Here is a 23,885-nt window from a genome sequence, read left to right as displayed (position 1 = left end):
TCGGGCGCGTCAGCGCGCGGTGCCGGCCGGCGCCGCGACGCCGAAGTGCTCGGCGACCATCGGGAAGGCGTCGCGGACCGTCCACTGCTCGCGCGCGTCGCGCCGGGCCGGGCCGACGCCGCACCACAGCAGTGCGCCGAGCGAGTCGCTGCGATGGAGCGAGCCATGGCTGCCGCCGCCGACGTGCGCGGCGCCGCCCCAGTCGACGAACTCCCAGCCGGGACCGGCCGACAGCAGCACGTCGCCGGCGGTCGGGCAGGTGAGCGCCGACCAGACGCGCCCGAGCGCGTCGGGGTAGTCGGACGACAGCAGGCGGCCGTCCTCGATCCTCCCGCCGATCGCCGCCAGCTCGCCGTCGACGCTCCAGCGGCGGCCGCGCAGGTCGACCAGGTCGCCGCCGGGCGCGAAGTGCAGCTCGCCGCGCTCGCTTTCGATCACGCCCTCGCGCGGGGCGGCGCGGCGCATCGCGAGGTCGACGCCGGGGACGCCGAGCGCGACCTTCGCCGCCTCGGCCGCACGCTGCGACCGCCGCTCCTCGGCGAGCACGTAGATCATCGCCGAGCGCTGCGCCGGGCTGATCGCGATCTCCCCGTCGGTCGAGCCGCCGCCGTTCGGGCGCGCCAGCGACCAGTCGGCGAAGGCGGGCTCGAGCCGGATCCGCCGCTCGACCTGGGTGTGCGAGTGGTCGGCCATCACGATCATCGCGTGCTCGTCGAGGAAGCGGTCGAGCCCGCCGCCGGCGTGGACGAGCCGCTCCAGCTGGCGGTCTGCGGCCGCTATCGACGTCGCCTGCGCGTGCGGTCCGTTGCGGTGCGACCAGGTGTCGTTGTCGGGCAGCGAGAAGAGCATGAAGTCGTAGAGGTCGTGCTCCTCCAGGTAGGCGCCGACGCAGCCGGTGTGGGCGTCGCGGGCGCCCGGCATCCCGAACTGGCCCCGGCAGCCGGTCCGCCGGCTCGCGAAGAGATCGGCGTAGAACAGCTCGCGCGGTCCCATCACCGGCTCCCTGAAGACGGTCGCGTTGGCGATCCGGGCGAGCGGCGTGTCGGTCGTCACGTGGTGCTCGTGGCGACCGCGGTACATCAGGTACGTCGTGCCGGCGGTCCGCACCCCGGCGTCGTCGAGCAGCTCGAAGACGGTCGGCGTCGCGCGCGAGAGATGGCGCGCGTTCATGTTGTAGACGGTGTCGGTCAGCGAGCGCAGGACGCCGAACTTGCGCGAGGCCGAGAACGACGAGCCGTACTCGACGTAGCGGCCCTCCTCGCGCGAGAACCAGTTCATGCTCGGGATCTCGTGCGCGTCGGGCGTCGCGCCGGTCGCGATGCTGGCGGCGCAGACCGGCGTCACCGACGGGAAGGCGGCGACGCAGTCGTCGACGTAGGCGCCGCGGTCGCGGATCGCCTTCAGCGTCGGCGCCCGCCCGGTCGCGATCGCCCGCTCCAGCATCGCCGGCTTCATGCCGTCGATGACGGTGAGGACGAGCTTGCGCGGCATCAGCCGGCCCCGCCGCTCACCGCAGGACGCGCAGGCCGGCGTACTTCTGGCCCTCGCGTCTGCGCTGGCCGAGCAGCAGCCAGGCGACGAAGGCGAGCGCGATCAGCGCCAGCGGGGCGAACAGGATCGAGAGGCCTGCGATCACGAGGCCCGCCCCCTCGGCGTAGACGGGGAGCGCCCGCTGCGCCTCGGCGTCGAGCCGCGCCCGCGTGCGGCGGAAGAAGACCCGCGCCGTCGCGACCGCCAGCGCCGCGCACAGCAGGCCGCCGACGATCCCCGGCCACCAGGCGTAGTCGTCGTCGGCCAGCGCGCCGGCGAAGTAGAGCGCGCCGAGCCCGAGCGCGACGCCCGCTACGACCGCTCCGGCCGGGCCCGCCTCGACTCTGTCGGGCCCGAGCCGGCGCTCCGCGATCACCAGCGCGATCACGCCGAGCAGCAGCGCGAGCAGGAAGGCCGGCGACTCGAGGAAGGAGAGATCGGTCCCGCTGAAGTCGATGCCGATGTCGCCGCGCGCGAGCGCGCCGATCAGGAGGGCGGGCAGGAACGGGCGCAGCCCCACGCCGAGCGCGAGACCGATTCCGAGGCAGATGGCGAGGAAGAGTGTCATCGGGTCCGGTAGCTTGAAAAAGAAGCATGACGATAGTCGACGGGGCGAGGTGTTCGGTCCGTTGCGGCGAAGTCCAGAGCGAGAGGACCGGCGAGGCCCGCCATGACGCGAAGAGAACCGACCCGATCGAACGCCCGTGACATCGAGCGCTACGCGGCGCTGTTCTCCTCGCGCACCCAGGTGATGAAATCCTCCGCGATGCGGGACCTGATGGCGCTCACGCAGCGTCCCGAGGTGATCTCGCTCGCCGGCGGCCTCCCCGACACCTCGTCGTTCCCGCGCGACACCTACGCCGGCGTGATGCAGACGATCGCGAGCGAGGCGCTCGCCCGCTCGCTGCAGTACGGCCCGACCGAGGGGATCGACGACATCGACGCGTGCATCCAGGCCGTGATGGCGGCCGAGGGGATGCAGGTGACGGCCGACGAGCTGCTCGTCACGACCGGCGGCCAGCAGGTGATCGACCTCGTCTGCAAGACGCTGATCGATCCCGGCGACGTGATCGTCGCCGAGGCGCCGACCTATCCCGGCGCCGTCCCGACCTTCTGCTCCTACCAGGCCGACGTCGTGCAGATCTCGATGGATGCCGACGGGATGCGGATCGACGAGCTGGAGGAGACGCTCGACCGGCTCGAGCGCGAGGGGCGCCGGCCGAAGTTCATCTACACGATCCCGACGTTCCAGAACCCGGGCGGCGTGACGATGTCGCTGCCGCGCCGTCAGCGCCTGGTGCGGATCGCCCACGAGCGCGAGCTGCTCGTGCTGGAGGACAACCCGTACGGGATGCTGCGCTACGAGGGCGAGCCGCTGCCGCCGCTCTACGCGCTCGACGGCGGCGAGTTCGTCATCTACCTCGGCACCTTCTCGAAGATCCTCTCGCCCGGCATCCGCCTCGGCTGGGCCGCGGCGCCGCGGCCGGTGCTGCAGAAGATGAACATCGGCAAGCAGGCGGCCGACCTCTGCTCGTCGTCGCTGACGCAGCTGTTCGTCAGCACCTACTTCTCGGCGGGCGACTGGCAGCGCTACGTCCACTCGCTGCGCGACGTCTACCGCCGCCGCCGCGACGTGATGTTCGACGCGCTCGCCGAGCACTTCCCGCGCGAGGCGCAGTGGACGCGACCCAAGGGCGGCATGTTCATCTGGGCGACGCTGCCGGACTACATCGACACGACCGATCTGCTCGCCCGCGCGCTGCGCGACAACGTCGCCTTCGTGCCCGGTCGCCAGGCCTACCTCGACGGCCGCGGCGGCTCCTCGATGCGGCTGAACTTCTCCGGCGTCAGCGAGGACGAGATCCGCGAGGGCATCCGGCGGATCGGCGCGGTCGTCGCCGAGCAGGTCGCGCTCTACGGCACGCTCACCGGCATGGAGCCGGCGCCCCCGCTCGCGGCCGCCAACGGGCAGGAGCCCGGCGCGGAGGAGCTGGCGCGGGTCGTCGAGCTGCCCCGCCGCCAGGCGTCGCAGCAGCGCGCCGAGCAGGACCGCTGAGGAGTCGGCGCGCCGTGGCCGACCGGCGACCGGTCGCCGGCGTGGAGCGGTGCGCGCGCGCCGTCAGCTCTCGCCGCCGGCGAAGTCCTCCGGCGTGACCTGGTCGAGGAAGTCCTTGAACTTCTCGACGACCTCTTCGGTGTCCTCGACCTCGTGCTCGAACTCGATCGCCGACTCCGCGATCACCTCTTCGGCCGCGAAGATCGGCGCGCCGGAGCGGACCGCGAGCGCGAGCGCGTCGCTCGGGCGGGAGTCGATCTCCAGCTCGCGGCCGTTGACGCTGAGCGTGATCGAGGCGTAGAAGGTGTTCTCGCGCAGCTCGGTGACCGAGACGCGCGAGCAGTTGACGTCGAGCTCCGACAGCATCTCGGAGAGGAGGTCGTGCGTCATCGGCCGGGGCGTCGTCGCGCCCTGAAGCTTCATCAGGATCGCGGCGGCCTCGGGGTGACCGATCCAGATCGGCAGGAACTTGTTGCTGTCGACGGTCTTCAGCAGCACGATCGGCTGCTTGCCGACCATGTCGAAGCTGACGCCGTAGATGACCATTTCCTGCACTTCCATGCTCCTAAGCCTGGGGTGAGATCCAAGTATAGGCAGCGATCCGGGAAGCTCGAACGCGCTGCGGCGACCCCAAGGACGAGACGAGGCCCGCGACGCGGGCCTCGTGGAGTGGGCGATCCTGGATTCGAACCAGGGACCTCTTCCTTATCAGAGAAGCGCTCTAACCGACTGAGCTAATCGCCCCGCGAAGCGCGATTCTAGCGGGCCGAGGCCATCTCGTGCGTGGTGACCTCACAGAACCGCTTCGACGCCCAGTCGGCGGGCGATCTCGAGCGCCTCCTCGATCGACTCGAACGTCAGCTGGACGCGGTATCCGCTGCCCTGCGCCGCGACTCTCACGTCGGAGCCGACCGCCTGCGAGAAGGTGTCCGACAGGCGCTCGATCGCGTGCTGCTGGTCGGGATGGATCCTTGGAGCGGCCGCTCGGCGCGGGACGCGCGGTGCGTCCGCGGCGACCTCGGCGGCATGCCGGGCGCGCCGCTCCAGCTCGCGGACCGACCAGCCGTTGACGACGGTGTCGCGGGCGAGGCGCCGCCGGTCGTCGTGCTCGGTCGCCAGCAGCAGCGCCCGGCCGTGGCCCTCGGTCAGCTCGCCGCGCTCCAGCAGCGTCAGCGCCTCGTCGGGCAGGTCGAGCAGCCGGATCAGGTTGGAGACCGCGACGCGGCTGCGGCCGACGCGCCGGCCGACGTCCTCGCGCGTCAGGTTCAGCTCCTCGACGAGCGCGGCGCAGGCGCGCGCCTCGTCGACGGGGTTGAGGTCCTCGCGCGCCATGTTCTCGATGACGGCCAGCTCGAGCGAGGCCGCGTCGTCGTGCTGGCGGACGATCGCGGGGATCTCGGCGAGGCCGGCGATCCGCGCCGCGCGCCACCGCCGCTCGCCGGCGATCAGCTCGAAGCCGCCGCCGGCGACGGGACGCACGAGCACCGGCTGGAGCACGCCGCGCGCCTTCAGCGACTCGGCGAGCGCGACGAGCGCCTCCTCGTCGAAGCTGCGCCGCGGCTGGTTGGGGTTGGGCGCGATCAGGTCGACCGGGAGCGTGCGCAGCTCCTCGCCGTCCTCTCTCGGCGCCGCCGACAGGATCGCCGACAGCCCGCGGCCCATCCCGCGCGACTTCTCAGCCACGTGCCGCCACCTCCTTCGCAAGCTCGAAGTAGGCGTCCGACCCGGCGCAATGGGGATCGTGGTGGATCACCGGGCGCCCGAAGCTGGGCGCCTCGCCGACGCGGATGTTGCGCGGGATCACGGTGTCGAAGACGAGCGTCGGGAAGTGCTCCCTGACCTCGCGCTCGACGTCCTGCGCCAGCCGGGTGCGGCCGTCGTGCATCGTCAGGAGCATCCCGGCGATCGTGAGGCGGGGGTTGAGCTCACGCTGGATCAGGCCGAGGGTGTCGAGCAGGCCCGCGAGGCCCTCCAGCGCGAAGTACTCGGCCTGCACCGGCACGATCACGCGATCGGCGGCGACGAGGGCGTTGACCGTCAACGGGCCCAGCGACGGCGGGCAGTCGAGGATCGTGAAGGTGTAGCGGTCGCGGATCGGGGCGATCGCCTCGCGCAGCCGCACCTCGGAGTTCTCGATCCGCGGCAGCTCGACCGAGGCGCCCGCGAGATCGGGGCTCGCCGGGACGAGCGAGAGGTGCTCGATGCCGGTCGGCCGGATCGCCTCCTCCATCGTCGCATCACCGGCGAGCACGTCGTAGACGCTCGGCTCGCTGTCCTTCGCGATGCCGAGGCCGACGGTCGCGTTCGCCTGGGCGTCCATGTCGATCAGCAGCGCTTCGTAGCCGGCCTCGGCGATGCACGCTGCGAGGTTGACCGCGGTCGTGGTCTTGCCGACGCCGCCCTTCTGATTCGCGATCGCGTAGACGGTTGCCATCAATCGTTCCTTCGTGGCTCGAGCTGACGCGCCGGCGCCGTTTGCCGGTCAGGCAGCGAAGTTCGGTCCTCCTGCGGTGGAGGCGCGGGCGGCGCCCCCAGCGCGACTCTACGGTCGTGGACCTTAGCGCTGAGGGCGGTCGGACGAACCGCCGACCCTCGCTCCGAGCGGTCGTTTCCGCGCCATGCCCGGCCGGCGGGGGAATCTCGCAGGTGTCGGGGCGACCTTACGCAGGAGATGGAGATGGCGATGATCGGCGCCGGCATACGGCGCGACGGGCCGGATCTCCTCGATCTCGAGCCCCAGCTCGGCGGCCGCGGCGGCCGCGACCCGCTCCTCGTCGTCGTCACGCCGGCCCTTCCACGCGACGAGCAGCCCGCCCTCGCGCAGCAGCGGCGCGGCGTACTCGGCGAGCACCCCGAGCGGCGCGAGCGCGCGAGCCGTCACGACGTCGTTGCGCCCGATGCCGTCCGCCCACTCCTCAGCACGCGCGGCGACGACCTCCGCGTTCTCGATCGCCGCCGCGCGCGCGGCGGCGGAGATGAAGGCGCATTTGCGCGCGATGCTCTCGACCAGCGTGATCCGCGCCTTGGGCAGCGCGACGGCGAGGGGCAATCCGGGAAAGCCGGCGCCGGCGCCGAGGTCGGCGATCGAACGGGCGTCGCGGATCGCGGGCAGCTCGAGTCCGGCGAGCGAGTCGGCGAGGTGGACGTCGATCGCCTCCTCCGGCGCGCGCACGGTGGTCGGCGCATGCTCGTCGTCGAGCGCTTCGAGGAGCTGCGCGAGGGGGCGCGTCGACTCGTCGGGAAGTCCGTAGCGGGCGACGAGCTCCGCGATCCGTGCGTCGACCGCGCCGCTCACAGCTCCGCGCGCGCCCGGATGCGCGCGATGTAGTCGGCGTACTTCTGCTTCATCGCCTCGAAACGGGCGAACGCATGACCATCAATCTCGGGCGTCAACGACCGCTCCAGGACCGGCAGCACGTCCTCGACCAGGGCAGGGCCGCGCGCCATCCACTGGTAGTACGACCGCTCGCCATGGTGATAGGGCCCGTACAGCTTGGTTCTCGGGAAGCGAGCGGCGATCCACTGGAAGAGCGCCTCATGCCGCGTGTGCATACGGACGGTGATCTGAGGCTGTCTGCCGTCGCCGCCGAACGACCCCTCACCGACGAGGATGCCGACGAACAGCCCCTGCTCGAACGCGGTCAACTCAGCCATCGCGAGGAATCTGTTTCACCGTCATGAAAAACGTGAAACACCGGGATCGCGCTGGCCGCTCCTCATCGCGCCGCCGTGGCGACGCCGGCGCGGAGCGACCAGCATGCGCCTACTGCTTCGCCGGCGCCACCACGAGGTGCCGGTCGGGCTCGACGCCCTCGCTGTACGTCTCGATGCCGTCACGATCGCGCAGGTACTCGTGCACGACCCGCCGCTCGACGGCGTTCATCGCGTCGAGCGCCACCGGAGCGCCGATGCGCAGCGCCTCCTCGACGGCCTCGTCGGCGTCGTGCTGGAGCAGCGCGGCGCGCCGCTCGCGATAGCCGGCGGCATCGACGGTGACGCGCTTGCGCCCGTCGGCACCCCGGAAGGCCGCACGGTAGGCGAGGTGCTGTATCGCATCGATCGTCTGTCCGTGACGGCCGATCAGCAGCCCAAGGTCCTCGCCCTCGATCACAGCCGTCACCGCCTCGGCATCCTCGGAGATCTCGACCTCCGCATCGACGCCGACCGCGTCGAGGATCCGCGTCAGCAGCTCCTCGACCCGCTCGGCGGCCTCACTACGCGCAGGTGTCACCGACGCCTCCCCGATCGCTTCTTTCTTCTCCGCGCCGACGGCGGAGGCCCTCCGGTCGAGCGGACCGGAGTCTCAGTTCTCGGCGCGGCACTGCCGTTGCCCTTGCCACCCGAGACCTTGCCGGCCTTCGCGCGGCCACCGCCGGACCCGCTGCCTCTGGCGAGCGCCGCGGCTCCGCCTGGTGCGCCCGCGGTCGCGAGCGCGGCATTTCTGTTCGGCAGGCCGACCGTCTTGCGCACGATCAGCTGCTGCACGATCGTCCAGAAGTTGGTCGTGATCCAGTAGACCATCAGGCCGGCCGGGAAGTTGATGATGAACGCGACGAAGACGATCGGCAGCGCCAGCATGATCATGCGCTGGTTTCTGTCCATCGACGCCGTGCTCAGGAGGCCCGAGGCGATCTGCGAGCCGACGTAGAGCAGGATCAGGACGATCAGGACCGCACCGGTCGCTCTGCCCGTCAGGTCGGGTATGAAGAGGAAGCTCTCCGCGCCCGGGGTCGAGCCGGCCTTCGCGAAGTCGGCGGCGCTGGCGCTGGCGCAGGCGACCGCGTCCTGGCCGCAGATGTCCAGTCGCAGGTCGGACTGGAGCATGTAGTACAGCGCGATGAAGAACGGCAGCTGGAAGAGGAGCGGGAAGCAGGAGGCGAGCGGATTGACTCTGTTCTCCTGGTAGAACCGCATCATCTCCTGCTGCTGGCGCTGCTTGTCGTTTCTGTACTTCGCCTGGATTCTTCTCAGCTCAGGCGCAAGCAGCTGCAGGCGCTGCATCGACTTGACCTGCTTCAGCGTCAGCGGAAGCAGGACGAGCCGGACGCTGATGGTCAGCAGGATGATCGCCAGCCCCCAGCTGTCCACGAGGCCGTGGAAGAAGAGCAGGACCTCGTGCAGCGGGTCGATCAGGGGCTGGAGTATGTTCGCGAAGACGACGGGCATCGAAAGGGTCGGTCAGGCGCTCGGAGCGGTCGGTCGGCGTTGGGGGAAGAGGCGCTGGTCGTGGACGGGGTCATAGCCCCCATGACTCCACGGATTGCAGCGCATCAGCCGCCAGCCCGCGAGCACCAGCCCGCGCAGTATGCCGTACTCCTTGATCGCCTGCGCGGCGTAGGCCGAGCAGGTCGGCTCGTACTTGCAGCGCCGCGGGAGAGCGGGCGAGATGAACCGCTGGTAGAAGCGGATCGGCGCGATCGCCGCCCGCCTGGCCCACGTCATCTCCGCTCCCCGGCGGCGCGCTCGCGCGCTCTTCCGATCAGCTCGGCGAGCGCCGCTCTGATCCCGTCGAGCCCGTCGCTCTCGGCGACGACCCGCGCCTCGGGACGGGCGACGACGACGATGTCGACGCCGTCGGGGAGCCCGGAGGACTCATGCGCGAACGCCTCCCGCAGGAGGCGCTTCACGTGGTTTCGCTCGACGGCTCCGCCGACTCTCTTGGAGACGGACAGGCCAAGGCGCGGCTCGCCCTCCTCTGCGCGAGGGAAGGCGTACAGAACAAGGACGCGGTTCGCAATCGAGCGTCCCTGACGAAACACCCGGTCGAATTCGGCGCTGCGGGACAGCCGTCCCCGCTTGCTCCGCCGGGCTGCGACGCCCGGCCGCGCGCTCATCAGACGGTGAGGCGCTTGCGGCCCTTGTCGCGGCGACGCTTGAGCGTGGCTCGACCGGCGCGCGTCTGCATCCGCTCACGGAAGCCGTGGGTGCGGGCGCGCTTGCGCTTCTTGGGCTGGTAGGTGCGTTTCATGGCTCACGTTCCCGTTCGAGGGGGCACGCAAGTATACGCAGGCTTGCGGCCGAAAGCCCTGCCGGGGCGGGCCGCCATACACCGCGCCCCGGACGACGCCGCCGTCGCGGCCCGCGGCCGGGAGCGTGACGCGAGCGCACTGTGCACATGGTTGCGAACAGCCGCTCGACAGCTGTCGACAACCCGCCGATCGGCGGCTCCTCAACCTTTTTCCCGCGATTTGCGCACTCCCCTCGCGGGTGCCGGCGCGCAGGCCGAGCATGCCGTCCGGCCACTGCTATATTCGCCGCCCTGCCGGGGTCTCCCGGACCCCTCCATCCCCCTCTCACCTTCCGACGAGGAGTCGGTCGACGACGCCTGTGCACACGCAGCTCGAGCACACCTGGTCCCAGATCCAAGCCGAGCTCCGGCGCTCCGTCACCGACTCGACCTACCACCTCTGGCTGGCACCGCTGCGCGCCCGCGCGCTCCACGGCCAGGCCCTCCTGATCGGCGCCCCCGACGAGATCCGCACCTGGGTCGCCGACCGCTTCTCGCGCGTGCTGCAGAGCTCGGCCGCCGCGATCCTTGGACCCGCGACGACGGTCGAGGTCGTCTCGCTCGACGATCCGCTGCCCGACGGCGCCGAGCCGGCGGCCGCCGAGGCCGCGCAGGCGGCGAGCGCGCCGCCCCGCCGCCCGACCGCGGCCAACGCCGACGAGAGCTTCAACCCGAAGTACACCTTCGACCAGTTCGTGATCGGCGACGGCAACCGCCTCGCGCACGCCGCCGCGCTCGCCGTCGCCGAGCTGCCCGGGCAGGCGTACAACCCGCTCTTCATCTACGGCCCCCCCGGCCTCGGCAAGACGCACCTGCTGCACGCGATCGCCAACTACGTGCGCGAGTACGGCGACGGCCTCACCGTCCGCTACACGACGATCGAGGCGTTCACGAACCGCTTCATCCACGCCCTCCACTCCTCCAACGTCGAGGAGTTCAAGCGCCGCTACCGCGACACCGACATCCTCCTGATCGACGACGTCCAGTTCCTCGAGAGCAAGGCGAAGACCGAGGAGGAGTTCTTCCACACCTTCAACGCGCTGTACGAGACCGGCAGCCAGCTGGTCGTCACCTGCGACCGCATGCCGCGCGACATGAACGCGCTCGCCGACCGGCTGCGCGAGCGGTTCGAGTCGGGCCTCGTGACCGACATCAGGCCGCCCGACCTCGCCACGCGCATGACGATCCTGCGCAAGCGCGTGCAACACGACGGCGTCAGCCTCGCCGAGCCCGACGCGATCGAGCCGATCGCCGACCGCATCACGAGCAACATCCGCGCCCTCCAGGGCGCGCTGATCCGCGTCGTCGCCTTCCACTCGCTGACGGGCAGACCGATCGACAAGGCGCTCGTCACCCACGTGCTCGACGGCCTCTACCCCGGCTCGTCGCAGCCGCGCAGACGGACCCTGACCGAGATCCAGGAGGCGACCTGCGAGCGGCTCGGCGTCTCGCCCGAGGCGCTGCGCTCCCCCGACCGCAGCGCGAGGGTCGCCTGGGCGCGCCAGGTCGCGATGTACCTCTCGCGCGAGCTGACCGACGAGACGCTGCCGTCGATCGGACGGGCCTTCGGCGGCCGCAACCACACGACGGTGCTGCACGCCTGCCGGCGCGCCAGCGAGCGGATGGCGGCCGACGCCGAGGCGTTCGAGCTCGTGCAGGGGCTGACCGCCCGCCTCCAGGAGCCCGATGCCGACCGGGGTTCCTGACAGACTGTTGAGCCCGCGGGCGCGCCGATGTGCGCAGCCTGCCCGCTATGTGCGGGCATTTCGACGAGTTGTGCACATCTCCTTGCTCCCTACTACGAAGAACATCCTTATCTCGAGGTATCCATCGTGAAGATCTCGGCCGCGCGCGAAGAACTGCTCGCCCAGCTTCAGACCGTCAGCCGCGTCGCCTCGACGCGCGCCCAGGCGCTCTCCGGCGTCCAGCTGATCGCCGCCGGCGGCCGCGTCGAGCTGCGCGCGACCGACCAGGAGATCGCGCTCCGCGTCCCGCTGACCGCGGAGGTCGAGCGGGAGGGCACGATCCTGCTGCCGGCCCGCCTGCTCGTCGACGTCGTCCGCTCGCTGTCGGCGCCGTCGGTCTCGCTCGAGCAGCGCCCCGCCGAGCAGGACGTCGAGCTGGTCGCCGGCAACGCCCAGTTCCACATCCGGACGCTGCGCTCCGAGGACTTCCCGCCCTTCCCCGAGCCCGAGCAGGAGGGCAACGTCACCGTCCCGGCGCGGGCGTTCGTCGACACCGTCCTGCGCGTCGCCAACTCCGCCTCGCGCGACGAGACGCGCCCGGTCCTGACCGGGATCATGGTCTCGGCCTCCGAGCGCGAGCTGCGGATGGTCGCGACCGACTCGTACCGCCTCAGCGTCAAGGAGACGCAGCTCGAGCACCCGCTCGCCGGCGGCTTCGAGGCGAACGTGCCGGCGCGCGCGCTGCAGGAGCTGGCGCGCCTGGTCCAGCAGGTCGACGGCGAGACGCTGACGGTCGGCGTCAGACAGAACCAGGTCGTCTTCCAGATCGGCGACGTGATCCTCTCCTCGCGCCTGATCGAGGGCCAGTTCCCCAACTACCGCCAGCTGCTGCCGGAGAGCTACGAGCACGAGCTGACGATCGCCGGCGGCGAGGTCACCGACGTCGTCCGCCGCATCAGCCTGCTGGCGCAGAAGAACGCGCCGCTGCGGCTGTCGTTCGCGCCCGGCGAATTGACGGTGTCGTCCCAGACGCCCGACATCGGCGAGGCGAGAGAGTCGCTGCCGGTCGCCTTCCAGGGCGAGCCGTTCGAGATCGGCTTCAACCCCGACTTCCTGCGCGACGGCCTCGAGGCGGTCGGCTCCGGCGACGTGCTGCTGAAGCTGATCTCGCCGCTGCGGCCGGGGCTGATCCAGTCGGCCGAGGACGGCGGCTTCCTCTACCTCATCATGCCGATCCGCCTGAACGTGTAGCGCGCGCCGATGCGGGTGGTGCGCCTGTCGCTGCGCAACTTCCGCAGCTACGAGAGCGCCGACGTCGAGCTGGGCGCCGGGCTGACCGTCGTCACCGGCCGCAACGGCGCCGGCAAGACGAACCTGCTCGACGCGCTCTACTTCGGCTGCACCGGCCGCTCGGCGCGGACGACCAACGATCGCGAGCTGGTCCGCTTCGGTCAGAAGGTGACACGCGTCGAGGTCGAGACCGAGGCCGACGACGGGCCGCACCGGCTCAGCGTCGGCTTCGAGGCCGGCCAGCCGAAGCGGCTCACCGCCGACGGCGTGCGGGTCGAGCGGCTGCTCGACGTTCCGGGCCGTCCGCTCGTGAGCGTCTTCCTGCCCGATCGCCTCGAGCTGGTGAAGGGGACGCCGTCGCTGCGCCGCGCCCACGTCGACCAGGTCGTCGCGGCGCTGTGGCCGGCGCGCACGACGACGCGCCGCGGTTATGCACAGGCGCTCGCACAGCGCAACGCGTTGTTGACACGGGTGCGCGACGGGGCCGTCTCGCCGACGTCGCTCGCCGCCTGGGACCGCGAGCTGGCGCGCCACGGGATCGCGCTGATGGCCGATCGCGCCGCCGCGATCGACGCGGTCGCCGAGCGCTTCGGCGCGATCGCGGCCGACCTCGGCCTCGACGGCGACCCGCGCGTCGCCTACCGGCCGCGCTCGAAGGCGACCGACGCCGACGGCCTCGTCGCCGAGTTGGAGGAGCGCCGCACGAGCGACCTCGAGCGCGGCTTCAGCGGCCACGGGCCGCACCGCGACGACCTCGCGTTGACGCGCGACGGCCGCGAGCTGCGGGCCTACGGCTCGCAGGGGCAGCAGCGGCTGGCGCTGCTCGCGCTGCTGCTGGCCGAGCGCGAGGCGATCGCCGCGACCCGCGACGCCGTGCCCGTCATGCTGCTCGACGACGTGATGAGCGAGCTCGACAGGGAGCGGCGCGGGCGGCTGGTCGAGCTGCTGCGCGGCGTGGGCCAGAGCGTCGTCACGACGACCGACCTCGAGCACGTGCCCGGCGGCGATGGCGCCGACGTGCGGCGCCTGCGCGTCGAGGACGGCGAGGTGCGCGCCGACGACCTGCGGGAGCAACCGTGAGACGGCGCGCGCCGCGTCCGATCGGCGAGGCGGTCGAGGCGCTGCAGCGGTCGCTGGCGCCGGCGACGCTGCTGGCCGAGGTCCAGCGCGCGTGGCCCGGCGCGGTCGGCCCCCTGATCGCGAGGGAGGCCGAGCCGGTCTTCGAGCGGGGCGGCACGGTGACGGTCGCGTGCAGCTCGGCGACGTGGGCCAACGAGCTCGCGCTGATGGCTCCGGCGATGATCGAGCAGCTCAACGGAGCGATCGGCCGTCCGGCCGTCAGAAAGCTCAGATGTGTCACCGGAACGCGCGGCGGGCGGGGAGGGCGGTGAGAACCGGGTCGATTCACGCCCCTCGTTTCCCGTGATTTGCAGGGATTTCACCCGGTCTTCCAGGCCGGTTCGCACCGGCCGCTGTGCTATTCTTCAGATCACCTGCCTCTCACGCCCCGGCGCGCCTCTGCATCGGCGCGGGTCCGGGGCGTTGCAACGTCATCGGAGGATCGTTGGCCACCGACAGACCCGCGGCTGACAAGCCGAACCCCTCGCCCAGCTACGACGCCCAGGACATCACCGTCCTCGAAGGACTCGAGGCGGTCCGCAAGCGTCCCGGCATGTACATCGGCTCGACCGGTATCCGCGGTCTGCACCACCTCGTCTACGAGGTCGTCGACAACTCGGTCGACGAGGCGCTCGCCGGCCATGCCGGCGAAGTCCACGTCACGATCCACCCGGACAACTCGATCACGGTCGTCGACGACGGCCGCGGCATCCCGGTCGCGGTGATGGAGAAGGAGGGCAAGCCGGCCGTCGAGGTCGTGCTGACGGTGCTGCACGCCGGCGGCAAGTTCGGCGAGGGCGGCGGCTACAAGGTCTCCGGCGGCCTCCACGGCGTCGGCGTCTCGGTCGTCAACGCGCTGTCGGAGTCGCTGCGCGTCGAGATCCGCCGCGACGGCTGGGTCTGGACGCAGGAGTACGTCCGCGGCGTGCCGCAGGCCGATCTGGCCAGAGGCGAGAGAACGACCGCGACCGGCACGACGATCACCTTCCTGCCCGACGCCGAGGTGATGGAGACGCTCGACTTCGACTTCTCGACGCTCGAGGAGCGCCTGCGCGAGACCGCCTTCCTCACGAGAGGGCTGAGAATCGGCCTGACCGACGAGCGCGGCGAGGGCAAGAGCGTCGACTTCCAGTACGACGGCGGCATCCAGGACTTCGTCGCGTACCTGAACGAGAACAAGGAGCCGGTCCAGAGAAAGATCGTCTACTTCTCGAGCGAGTCCGAGGAGGGCGCGGTCGAGGTCGCGATGCAGTGGAACTCCTCCTACCAGGAGTCGGTCTTCTCGTTCGCGAACAACATCAACACCCACGAGGGCGGCTCCCACCTCTCCGGCTTCCGCTCGGCGCTGACCCGCACGCTCAACAAGTACGCGCGCGAGAGACAGCTGCTGAAGGAGAGAGACCCGAACCTCGCCGGCGAGGACGTGCGCGAGGGCCTCACGGCCGTCGTCTCCGCGAAGCTGTCGGAGCCGCAGTTCGAGGGGCAGACGAAGACGAAGCTCGGCAACCCCGGCATGCAGGGCCTGACCGAGTCGATCGTCAACAAGGGCCTCGACGAGTTCCTCGAGGAGAACCCGCAGGACGCGCGGGCGATCATCCTCAAGGCGGTCCAGGCGGCGCAGGCCCGCTCGGCGGCGCGCAAGGCGCGCGACCTGACGCGGCGCAAGTCGGCGCTGGAGAACTCGCGCCTGCCCGGCAAGCTCGCCGACTGCTCGGTGAAGGACCCGGCCCTCTCGGAGCTGTTCATCGTCGAGGGCGACTCGGCCGGCGGCTCCGCGAAGCAGGGCCGCGACCGCGCGACCCAGGCGATCCTGCCGCTGCGCGGCAAGATCCTCAACGTCGAGCGGGCCCGCATCGACAAGGTCCTGAGCAACGCCGAGATCCAGGCGCTGATCACCGCGATCGGCACCGGCGTGCGCGACGACTTCGACATCGAGAAGGCGCGCTACCACAAGATCATCCTGATGACGGACGCCGACGTCGACGGCGCCCACATCCGCACGCTCGCGCTGACGCTGCTGTTCCGCGAGATGCTGCCGCTGATCGACGCCGGCTACGTCTACATCGCCAAGCCGCCGCTCTACAAGATGAAGGCGGGCAAGACCGAGCGCTACATCGAAAAGGACTCCGAGCTGGAGGAGATCCTGCTCGCCGACAAGCTCGAGAGATTCTCGGTCTTCGACCGCACCGGCGACGAGAAGAGACTGACCGAGGCGCGCTGGAAGCGGTTCACGCGCCTGCTCAAGCAGTACGGCGGCTGGGCCTCGGCGCTGCGTGCGCTGTCGCGCCACGACGTCGTCGACTTCCTGCACGAGTCGGGGATCCTCGAAGCGCACGTGACCGACGAGGAGGGCCTCGTCAGGCTGCTCGAGCAGCCGGAGGTCGACGGCGCCGCCTTCACGGTCGAGCTGGCCGACCGCAACGACGACGAGCTGGTCGTCCGCTCCGTCGAGCGCAGAACCGGCCACGCCCGCACCCGCCACGTCCGCCGCTCGATGCTGCAGGCGAACGAGTACCGCCAGCTCGTGCGCGTGCACGAGCAGCTCGTGCAGGCGGTCGGCTCGCCGCCGTTCGACATCCGCCTCGGCGACCACCGCGAGACGGCGGTCTCGTTCGACGAGCTGCGCGCGAAGGTGATGGACATGGCCAGCCGCGGCGTCGAGATCAACCGCTTCAAGGGCCTCGGCGAGATGAACGCCGAGCAGCTCCGCGAGACGACGATGGATCCCGCGACCCGCACGCTCGCCCGCGTGACGATGGAGGACGCCGCCGCCGCCGAGCGCGTCTTCTCGATGCTGATGGGCGATCAGGTCGAGCCGCGGCGCAACTTCATCGAGGAGAACGCAAGCCTCGTGACCAACCTGGACGTCTGATGCGGCGGCCCGCGGCCTTGCATCAGATTGGAAGAACTCGCCTGGAGGCTCGCTCTTCCGGGACTAGGAAGGATCAGCGATGAGCGCAACCGATCAGCTCAGCGGCGGCAACATCGAGCCGCGCGCGCTCGAGGAGGAGATGAGATCGGCGTATCTCGACTACGCCATGTCCGTGATCGTCGGGCGCGCCCTGCCCGACGTCCGCGACGGTCTCAAGCCGGTCCATCGCCGCGCCCTCTTCGCGATGAACGAGATGGGCGTGCAGCCCAACCGCCCGCGCGCGAAGTCCTCCCGCATCGTCGGCGAGGTGATGGGCAAGTACCACCCGCACGGCGACGCCTCGATCTACGACACGATCGTCCGCATGGCGCAGGACTTCTCGATGCGCCACACGCTCGTCGACGGGCAGGGGAACTTCGGGTCGGTCGACGACGACCCGGCCGCGGCGATGCGCTACACGGAGGCGCGCCTCGCGAGGATCGCGACGGAGATGCTCCGCGACATCGACGCGGACACCGTCGACTTCGGGCCCAACTACGACGGCAAGAACCAGGAGCCGCTGGTCCTCCCGGCGCGCTTCCCGAACCTGCTCGTCAACGGCTCGTCCGGGATCGCCGTCGGCATGGCGACGAACATCCCGCCGCACAACCTCAGAGAGACCATAGCGGCGACGATCGCCTACATCGACAACCCCGAGATCGACGTCGACGGGCTGCTGCAGCACGTCAGAGGCCCGGACTTCCCGACCGGCGGCATCATCCTTGGCGTCGGCGGCATCCGCGACGCCTACGCGACCGGCCGCGGCCGCGTCCGCGTCCAGGCGCGCGCGCACATCGAGCCGCTGTCGCAGGGCAAGGAGGCGATCGTCGTCACCGAGCTGCCCTACCAGGTCAAGAAGGGCGGCGACGGCGGGCTGATCCAGAAGATCGCCGAGCTCGTCAACGACAAGAAGATCCCGGAGATCACCGACATCCGGGACGAGTCCGACCGCCACGGCATGCGGCTCGTGATCGAGCTGAAGCGCGACGCGCTGCCGAAGGTCGTGCTGAACAAGCTCTACAAGCACACGTCGATGCAGACGACCTTCGGCGTGAACATGGTCGCGCTCGTCGACAACGTGCCGAAGACGCTCTCGCTGCGCGAGGTGATCGGCCGCTACGTCGACCACCAGCGCGAGGTGATCGTCCGCCGGACGAAGTACGAGCTGCGGCGGGCCGAGGAGCGGGCGCACATCTTGGAGGGCCTGCTGATCGCGCAGGCCAACATCGACGAGGTGATCGCGATCATCCGCGGATCGGCCGACCGCGAGCAGGCGCGCGTCAACCTCGTCAACAGATTCGAGCTCTCCGAGCGCCAGGCCGAGGCGATCCTGCAGATGACGCTCGGCCGCCTCACGGCGCTCGAGGTCGACAAGCTCAAGCAGGAGCACGCCGACCTGATGGAGCGCATCAGAGAGCTGCGCGACATCCTTGGCGACGAGCAGCGGGTGCTCGACATCATCAAGGAGGAGCTGAACGAGATCGGCGAGGCGTACGGCGACGAGCGCCGCACGCAGATCTCCTACGCCGAGGGCGAGATCGACATCGAGGACCTGATCGCCGATCAGCAGATGGTCATCACGATCACGCAGACCGGCTACATCAAGTCGCTCCCGCTCGCGACCTACCGTCAGCAGCGCCGCGGCGGCGTCGGCGTGACCGGGATGGACATGAAGGACGGGGACTACATCGAGCACCTGTTCGTCTGCTCGACCCACGACTTCCTGCTCTTCTTCACCAACCGCGGCAAGGTCTACCGCTCGAAGGTCTACGACCTGCCGGAGGCGTCGCGCACCGCGAAGGGCCGCGCGCTCGTCAACATCCTCCCGCTGCGCGAGGGCGAGCGGGTCCAGTCGGTGCTGTCGACGCGCGACTTCAGCGAGGCGCCGTACCTGCTGTTCGCGACCCGCAACGGCACGGTCAAGAAGACCGAGCTGCAGGCGTACAACACGCCGATCAAGGCCGACGGCATCATCGCGATCAAGATCCGTGAGGACGACGAGCTGGTCGCCGTCCGCCGCGTCGAGATCGGCGACGAGGTGATCATCGTCTCGCGCGCGGGCCTGACCGTCCGCTTCAGCGAGGACGACGCCCGCGCGATGGGCCGCGACACCAGCGGCGTGCGCGGGATGGACGTCGGGCCCAGCGGCGAGGTGATCGCGATGGACGTCGCGCGCGACGACCAGGACCTGCTCGTCGTGACTGAGAACGGCTACGGCAAGCGGACGAGAATCGACCAGTACCGCAAGACCTCGCGCGGCGCGAAGGGCGTCAGAACGATCAGACTGACCGAGACGAAGGGCGGCCTCGCCGGCGCGCTCGTCGTCCGTGACCATCAGGAGCTGGTCTTCATCTCGCAGTCCGGCATGGTCCAGCGGACCGGCGTGCGCGGGATCAGCCAGCAGGGCCGCGCGGCGACCGGCGTGCGCGTGATGAACGTGCGCGACGACGACAGCGTCCGCGCGATCGCGCTGGTCGTCGAGTCGGCGCCCGACAGCGAGGAGGGGGCGCTCGAGCTCGCGCTCGGTGACGGCCAGCCGGCCGCCGGCGACGGTGTCGTCGCGGTCGACGAGGCCGGCGACGCCGCCGCTCCGGACGGCGCCGACGGCGAGACGCCCGCCGGCGGCGACGACGACGAGCCGGCCGGCGACGCCTGATCGGCGAGTCCGCAAAGACGGGGACGAAGTCTGACACGGCTTCGTCGCCGTCTGACGGACCCGCTACTCTGGGTCGACCAGAGAAAGGAGGTGGTCCGCAGTTGTCTGACAGTTTTCGCGGGACCCTGGAGGTGTCCGGCCGCTAGGTCGGATGGCTGACCCCGCTTAGCGGAGTCCACACCGAGACACCGCCTCGATCGGTGCCAGGACTGGTCCCTCTGGCCCTGACACGGAAGCTGGTCGAGGTTCATGTCCAGCCAGAGCATTGAGCGAAGGGCGCTGCAGTCGACAGCGCCCTTCGTCTTTCTCAGGCTTGGCCTCGTCGCGCCTGGCTTTGTCCTCGGGCGCTCGTGGGCGGGGGCCCGGGCACCGCGGACGAAGTCCGTGGTCGCTCCCTGCGTCCGCGCCAGGCACGACGATGCCGGCGCCTGAGTAGGCAGGATGGCCGGGTCGGCTCAGATCGTCAGGTACTGGCGCCAGGCGCGGGGGATCGTCGGGCTCGCGACCTGGATGAAGACGTTCGGCCCCGGGGTGCGCGGCGTCGACTTCGGGATCATGCCGGCCTGGTTGGGCAGCGAGTCGCCCTTGCGACGGTTGCAGGGCGCGCAGGAGGCGACGATGTTGTCCCACGTCGAGCCGCCGCCCTTCGAGCGGGGGATGACGTGGTCGACGGTCAGGTTGCCGCGCGAGCCGCAGTACTGGCAGGTCCAGTCGTCGCGGGCGAAGACGGCGCGGCGGGTGATCTTGCGGCGATGCGTGTCGCGCGGGACGCGCACGTAGCTCTTGAGGCGGATCACGACCGGCCTGGCGACGGTCGAGCTGCCGGAGTGGAGGACGTAGTCGCCGACCTCCAGCATCTCGGCCTTCTCCTTCAGCAGGAGGATCACGGCGCGACGGACCGTGCAGACGTTGATCGGTTCGAAGGTCGCGTTCAGCACGAGCACCCGGCCACCGTCACGCCCGCGTCGCTGGTGCTCCAGGGGCGACGCGGACTCGGCTTGCGCTGGTGGTACGGAGGTGGCCATAACCGCTTGAGGCAGTGTAGCGACCCGTGGCGGGCGCCTTGTGACCATCGCGACACGCGCGGCGGAGGCACGTGAGGGAAGGCGCGCGTGCGGTCGGACGCGAGCGCAGATGTGTGCGGGGAGGCGTGCGCGGGAGGCGTGCCGGCGCGTGCGAGGAGGCACGCGCAGGTGGATGCGCGTCAGGCGTGCGCGGAAGGCGCGGCGCTCAGGCGGCGGGGAAGGAGCCGAGCACGCGCAGGTGCTCGACATGGCCGCGCAGCCCCGCGAGCGCCTCGGCGACCGGGCCCTCCTCGGCGCGGCCCTCGAGGTCGAGGAAGAACATGTAGCGGCCGAGGCCCTGCTTGCGCGGCCGCGACTCGATCCGCGTCAGGTTGACGCCGCGGAAGGCGAACTCCGACAGGCAGCGCACGAGCCAGCCCGGCGCCTCGGCGCCGACGCCCCAGAAGACGAGCGCCGTCTTCCACGGGCCGTGCTCCCCGGCGGGCGTCCCCTCGGGCGCGAGCCAGACGAAGCGCGTCTCGTTGCCGGCGACGTCGTCGACCCCGGCGCGCAGCACCTCGCAGCCGTACTGCTCCGCGGCCAGTCTGCTGCCGAGCGCGGCGGCGTTCGCGCCGGCGGCGCCCTCGGCGACCAGCCGCACCGCCTCGGCCGTCGAGCTGGCGGTCCGCACCGCCGCCTGCGGCAGCCGCGTGCGCAGGAAGTGGGCGCACTGGCCGACCGGCTGCGGATGCGAGACGAGCGTCTCGATCGCGCTCAGCTCCAGCGGCTCGCGCGCGATCAGGCAGGTGTGGATCGGATGGATCGCCTCGCCGACGACGACGACCTGCTCGGCGTCGAGCACGAGCGCGTCGAGCGTCGCGTTGACCGCGCCCTCGATCGCGTTCTCGATCGGCACGAGGGCCCGGTCGACCTCGCCCTCCTGGACGGCGACGACGCAGTCGTAGATCGTCGCCAGCGGCACCTGCTCCCACGCCTCCCCGCCGACGGCGGGCAGGGCGCCGAGCAGCGCCTCGTGGGAGTTGGTCCCCTCGGGTCCGAGATAGCCGACGCGCACGGCGGGAGCCTAGATGATCGCCCGGAGCCGAGGCGTCTGCGAATCTGTCGCGCATGCTCTCGCTTCCCAAGGCCGTACGGCGGCTGACCCCCGATCGCCTGCGCGACGACCGCCGCCTGCGGGCGCTCGCCGTCGGCGCGGGCGTGATCCCGCCGCGGGTGCTGCACTCGCCGGCCGAGGCCGAGGTGATCGCCCGCCTCGCGCGCGACGCCTCGACGGCGGTCGAGATCGGCGTCTACGAGGGCGCCTCCGCCGCGGTCCTCTGCGGTGCGCTGCCGCGCGGTGCGGAGCTGCACCTGATCGACCCGTTCGTCGACGCGACCGGCCACGCGCTGCCGCCCGGCTGGGGCGCGACCGAGGCGGCGAGCCGTCGCGTCGTCGAGCGCGCGCGCCGCGACGGCAGCCCGAAGATCCACTGGCACGTCGCGCCCAGCGGCGAGGTCGGACGGGCGTGGCGGACGCCGATCGACCTCGTCTTCATCGACGGCGATCACAGCGAGGAGGGGTGCCGCCTCGACTGGGAGCTGTTCCACCCGCACGTCACCGCCGGCGGCGTCGTCGCCTTCCACGACGCCCGCCTCTCGCAGCCCGGCGGCGACGGCGCGCCCGGACCGACGGCGGTCGTCGACTCGCTCTTCCGCGGCGACGGCGCCGTCGACGGGTGGGAGATCGTCGACGAGACGCATCGCCTCGTCACCGTGCGGGCGACCGGCTGAACGCCGGCAATCACATCGGCGCGCCGCGTCTGCGGTTCGTCCGGAGCGCGGTCGCGACGAGCGCCGTCGAGCGGGAGTCGCCGCGCGCGTCAGCCGTCGGGCGCCGGCTCGTCGTCGCCCTCGAGCGCGAGGCGGACGGCCTCGGCCTCCTCGGGCGACAGCGCGACGACGTGGCCCTCGCCGGCGCGCACCTGCTTGGCGTAGAGGCGGCCGGCGTCGCGGTGCATGATCGACGACAGCACGACGCCGTTGCGCTGCGCGTCGAGCAGCGCGATCGAGGTCGACTGGTGGCCGGTCATCTCGCCGTAGGCGTCGTAGCGCACGAGCGCGCTGTGGGAGATCGCGCCGTCGAGCCGCTCCTCCGCCGACCCCATCCGTTCGTGCAGCCGCTGGGCCGCGTCCTCCATGAAGGCGTGCAGCGAGCGGAACTCGCGCTCGAGGCCGGCGGCGTGGGTGACGAGGTCGTGCTCGCCGTAGTCGCCGAGCACGGCGCGCTGGTCGCGGCGGATCCGCCGCAGCGAGACGACCGCGGCGACCGCGACGCCGAGCGCGGCGAGCGCGACGGCGCAGCCGGCGATCGCCACGATGCCGGTCGTGCTCGTCAGCTCGTCCACGCGGCGCGGCCTACTCGAACAGCGCGTTGTACGTCGCGGTGTTGTTGTCGAGGGATCTCTCGCCCCCGACGCCCGCGATCGTCACTCTGATCTCGGCGACGCCGCCGGTCGGCGGCGACTGTCTGAAGGCGACCTGGGCGGTCGCCGCCTGGCCGGCGCTCGTCGTCGGCACGGTCGCGGAGGCTCTGATCGGCGAGCCGCCCGAGCCCGAGATCGTCACCTCGACTCTGACGTTCTGCTCGTCGTGCTCGCCGCCGTTGGTGAAGGCGACGTCGAAGGTCGGCGCCGGGCTCGACGGCAGCGTCACGGTCGTGCTCGGGTCGAGCGTCGTGCCGCCGACGCTGACGGAGTCGAGCTGGTGGCCGTGGAGGCCCGGGGCGACCTCGCCGTCGTCGGTGCTCGTGCCGGTGGCGCTCGCGCCCAGCAGCGAGGCGACGTTCTCCGGCGCCATCAGCGTGAAGTTGTCGCCGTACAGGAACGGCGCGTAGGGCTCGACCTGCTCGCCGTCGTCGCCGTCGTAGCTGGCGGCGATCCCGTCGTCCTGCAGCGCCCGCAGGATCAGCGGCGCGACGCGCTGGGAGTAGACGACGTCGGTGGCGTTGAAGGCCTGCATCTGCGCGGCGATGTCGTCGACCGCCTGGCCGGCCTGCGCCGATCTGCTGATCGCCGCCTGGACGCGGTCGGCGATCTGCTGGACGCCGTCGTGGCGCAGCGACAGCACCAGCTCGAGGTTGTGCTGGGCGTCCTTCATCTGGTCGGGGACGTCGAAGCCCTCGGCCTGCTCGAGCTGGTCCTCGGCGACGACGCGCAGCTGGTTGATCGTCGTCGTGACGTCCTCGCCTCTTCTGTTCGCGGCGCCGTTCAGCGCCTGGAACAGCGGGGTCGCGACCGACTCTCTCGAGCGCTCGACGAGGGTGCGGACCTCGCGGTTGTAATCCTTGAGCGCCTGCTCCCGACGGCTGCCGACGCATCCGCGCACGAGCACGACCAGCAGCACGATCACGACGACGACCGCGCCCGCGGCGACGAGACGGCGCACCAGCAGCGTCTGCTCGTCGGTCGGCGGGCGGCGGCGGGCGCCTCCCCCTCCGCCGGACGGAGGGCGGCGCGGTCGTGTCGTGCGCGGCTCGTCAGCCTCGTCGAAGAACGACAATGATCGGGCTCCTTGCGGAATGCAGAAGATTCAGTATGACCATGTCGACGGCCGGACATCCGGTCGCCG

At 71.1% G+C, this 23,885-nt stretch carries 24 protein-coding genes and 1 tRNA gene; 8 read left to right on the top strand and 17 right to left on the bottom strand.

What is annotated here, in order from left to right; translation table 11 throughout:
• Positions 1 to 9: 9 nt before the first annotated feature.
• Together BDZ31_RS03165 and BDZ31_RS03160 are read right to left on the bottom strand one after the other, a co-directional pair.
• Complete coding sequence (locus tag BDZ31_RS03165; protein ID WP_183338898.1) at positions 10 to 1,491, bottom strand: alkaline phosphatase family protein; 1,482 nt, start codon at positions 1,489 to 1,491, stop codon at positions 10 to 12.
• A gap of 16 nt (positions 1,492 to 1,507) precedes the next feature.
• Positions 1,508 to 2,098 (bottom strand): DUF4126 family protein, encoded by a 591-nt coding sequence (locus tag BDZ31_RS03160; RefSeq protein ID WP_183338896.1) that lies wholly within the window; start codon positions 2,096 to 2,098, stop codon positions 1,508 to 1,510.
• Positions 2,099 to 2,200: 102 nt separating this feature from the next.
• Here BDZ31_RS03160 and BDZ31_RS03155 point away from each other — a divergent pair, with 102 nt between their 5' ends.
• The gene (locus BDZ31_RS03155) at positions 2,201 to 3,586 is read left to right on the top strand and encodes an aminotransferase-like domain-containing protein (RefSeq protein ID WP_183338894.1); all 1,386 of its coding nucleotides are present in this window, start codon (positions 2,201 to 2,203) and stop codon (positions 3,584 to 3,586) included.
• A gap of 63 nt (positions 3,587 to 3,649) precedes the next feature.
• Here BDZ31_RS03155 and BDZ31_RS03150 read toward each other — a convergent pair whose 3' ends face one another.
• From BDZ31_RS03150 to rpmH, 11 genes are all read right to left on the bottom strand, one after another.
• On the bottom strand, positions 3,650 to 4,141 hold the full coding sequence (locus tag BDZ31_RS03150) for a bifunctional nuclease domain-containing protein (protein WP_183340961.1): 492 nt from the start codon (positions 4,139 to 4,141) through the stop codon (positions 3,650 to 3,652).
• A 115-nt stretch (positions 4,142 to 4,256) separates the two neighbouring features.
• Positions 4,257 to 4,330 (bottom strand) — tRNA-Ile (locus BDZ31_RS03145).
• A gap of 48 nt (positions 4,331 to 4,378) precedes the next feature.
• Positions 4,379 to 5,269, bottom strand: coding sequence for a ParB/RepB/Spo0J family partition protein (locus tag BDZ31_RS03140; protein WP_183338892.1), 891 nt, complete (start codon positions 5,267 to 5,269; stop codon positions 4,379 to 4,381).
• Positions 5,262 to 6,020, bottom strand: coding sequence for a ParA family protein (locus BDZ31_RS03135; RefSeq protein ID WP_183338890.1), 759 nt, complete (start codon positions 6,018 to 6,020; stop codon positions 5,262 to 5,264). Before BDZ31_RS03135 ends, BDZ31_RS03140 begins: the two co-directional genes overlap by 8 nt.
• A gap of 123 nt (positions 6,021 to 6,143) precedes the next feature.
• Positions 6,144 to 6,881 (bottom strand): 16S rRNA (guanine(527)-N(7))-methyltransferase RsmG, encoded by a 738-nt coding sequence (rsmG, locus tag BDZ31_RS03130; RefSeq protein WP_183338888.1) that lies wholly within the window; start codon positions 6,879 to 6,881, stop codon positions 6,144 to 6,146.
• On the bottom strand, positions 6,878 to 7,240 hold the full coding sequence (locus BDZ31_RS03125) for a hypothetical protein (RefSeq protein ID WP_183338886.1): 363 nt from the start codon (positions 7,238 to 7,240) through the stop codon (positions 6,878 to 6,880). The genes rsmG and BDZ31_RS03125 overlap by 4 nt, the downstream gene beginning before the upstream one ends.
• Before the next feature lie 109 nt (positions 7,241 to 7,349).
• Positions 7,350 to 7,817, bottom strand: coding sequence for a KH domain-containing protein (locus BDZ31_RS25790; protein WP_183338883.1), 468 nt, complete (start codon positions 7,815 to 7,817; stop codon positions 7,350 to 7,352).
• Positions 7,814 to 8,752, bottom strand: coding sequence for a YidC/Oxa1 family membrane protein insertase (locus tag BDZ31_RS03115; protein ID WP_183338881.1), 939 nt, complete (start codon positions 8,750 to 8,752; stop codon positions 7,814 to 7,816). Before BDZ31_RS03115 ends, BDZ31_RS25790 begins: the two co-directional genes overlap by 4 nt.
• 12 nt (positions 8,753 to 8,764) lie before the next feature.
• Positions 8,765 to 9,028, bottom strand: coding sequence for a membrane protein insertion efficiency factor YidD (gene yidD, locus BDZ31_RS03110; protein WP_183338879.1), 264 nt, complete (start codon positions 9,026 to 9,028; stop codon positions 8,765 to 8,767).
• The gene (gene rnpA, locus BDZ31_RS03105) at positions 9,025 to 9,420 is read right to left on the bottom strand and encodes a ribonuclease P protein component (RefSeq protein ID WP_183338877.1); all 396 of its coding nucleotides are present in this window, start codon (positions 9,418 to 9,420) and stop codon (positions 9,025 to 9,027) included. Before rnpA ends, yidD begins: the two co-directional genes overlap by 4 nt.
• Positions 9,420 to 9,554, bottom strand: coding sequence for a 50S ribosomal protein L34 (rpmH, locus tag BDZ31_RS03100; RefSeq protein WP_012937401.1), 135 nt, complete (start codon positions 9,552 to 9,554; stop codon positions 9,420 to 9,422). Before rpmH ends, rnpA begins: the two co-directional genes overlap by 1 nt.
• Positions 9,555 to 9,913: 359 nt before the next feature.
• Between rpmH and dnaA the strand changes: the two genes are divergently transcribed.
• From dnaA to gyrA, 6 genes are all read left to right on the top strand, one after another.
• Positions 9,914 to 11,299, top strand: coding sequence for a chromosomal replication initiator protein DnaA (dnaA, locus tag BDZ31_RS03095; protein ID WP_183338875.1), 1,386 nt, complete (start codon positions 9,914 to 9,916; stop codon positions 11,297 to 11,299).
• Positions 11,300 to 11,425: 126 nt separating this feature from the next.
• The gene (gene dnaN, locus BDZ31_RS03090) at positions 11,426 to 12,529 is read left to right on the top strand and encodes a DNA polymerase III subunit beta (RefSeq protein ID WP_183338873.1); all 1,104 of its coding nucleotides are present in this window, start codon (positions 11,426 to 11,428) and stop codon (positions 12,527 to 12,529) included.
• A gap of 9 nt (positions 12,530 to 12,538) precedes the next feature.
• Positions 12,539 to 13,648 carry a DNA replication/repair protein RecF gene (gene recF / locus BDZ31_RS03085; RefSeq protein WP_183338871.1) on the top strand — a complete coding sequence of 370 codons (1,110 nt, stop codon included), beginning with the start codon at positions 12,539 to 12,541 and terminating at the stop codon, positions 13,646 to 13,648.
• Entirely contained in the window at positions 13,645 to 13,959 is a 315-nt protein-coding gene (locus BDZ31_RS03080) for a DciA family protein (RefSeq protein WP_183338869.1), read from the top strand. The genes recF and BDZ31_RS03080 overlap by 4 nt, the downstream gene beginning before the upstream one ends.
• A gap of 173 nt (positions 13,960 to 14,132) precedes the next feature.
• Positions 14,133 to 16,559 carry a DNA topoisomerase (ATP-hydrolyzing) subunit B gene (gyrB, locus tag BDZ31_RS03075; protein ID WP_183338867.1) on the top strand — a complete coding sequence of 809 codons (2,427 nt, stop codon included), beginning with the start codon at positions 14,133 to 14,135 and terminating at the stop codon, positions 16,557 to 16,559.
• Positions 16,560 to 16,638: 79 nt separating this feature from the next.
• Positions 16,639 to 19,254, top strand: coding sequence for a DNA gyrase subunit A (gene gyrA, locus BDZ31_RS03070; RefSeq protein ID WP_183338865.1), 2,616 nt, complete (start codon positions 16,639 to 16,641; stop codon positions 19,252 to 19,254).
• 455 nt (positions 19,255 to 19,709) lie between these two features.
• On the opposite strand, the gene BDZ31_RS03065 is transcribed toward gyrA, so the two are convergent.
• On the bottom strand, positions 19,710 to 20,198 hold the full coding sequence (locus BDZ31_RS03065; protein WP_183338863.1) for an HNH endonuclease: 489 nt from the start codon (positions 20,196 to 20,198) through the stop codon (positions 19,710 to 19,712).
• Positions 20,199 to 20,484: 286 nt separating this feature from the next.
• Positions 20,485 to 21,333: a prephenate dehydratase gene (gene pheA / locus BDZ31_RS03060; protein WP_183338861.1), complete on the bottom strand. Its 849-nt coding sequence runs from the start codon at positions 21,331 to 21,333 to the stop codon at positions 20,485 to 20,487.
• A gap of 53 nt (positions 21,334 to 21,386) precedes the next feature.
• Here pheA and BDZ31_RS03055 point away from each other — a divergent pair, with 53 nt between their 5' ends.
• The gene (locus tag BDZ31_RS03055; RefSeq protein ID WP_183338858.1) at positions 21,387 to 22,049 is read left to right on the top strand and encodes a class I SAM-dependent methyltransferase; all 663 of its coding nucleotides are present in this window, start codon (positions 21,387 to 21,389) and stop codon (positions 22,047 to 22,049) included.
• 89 nt (positions 22,050 to 22,138) lie between these two features.
• Here BDZ31_RS03055 and BDZ31_RS03050 read toward each other — a convergent pair whose 3' ends face one another.
• Positions 22,139 to 22,663 (bottom strand): DUF4446 family protein, encoded by a 525-nt coding sequence (locus BDZ31_RS03050; RefSeq protein ID WP_183338856.1) that lies wholly within the window; start codon positions 22,661 to 22,663, stop codon positions 22,139 to 22,141.
• A 10-nt stretch (positions 22,664 to 22,673) separates the two neighbouring features.
• On the bottom strand, positions 22,674 to 23,816 hold the full coding sequence (locus tag BDZ31_RS03045; protein ID WP_183338854.1) for a hypothetical protein: 1,143 nt from the start codon (positions 23,814 to 23,816) through the stop codon (positions 22,674 to 22,676).
• Positions 23,817 to 23,885: the final 69 nt, after the last annotated feature.

The sequence above is a fragment of the Conexibacter arvalis genome (genome assembly GCF_014199525.1).
GTDB lineage: Bacteria > Actinomycetota > Thermoleophilia > Solirubrobacterales > Solirubrobacteraceae > Conexibacter > Conexibacter arvalis.
Note: the sequence above shows the minus strand (reverse complement) of the source record. Positions and strands in the feature narration are given on the sequence as shown.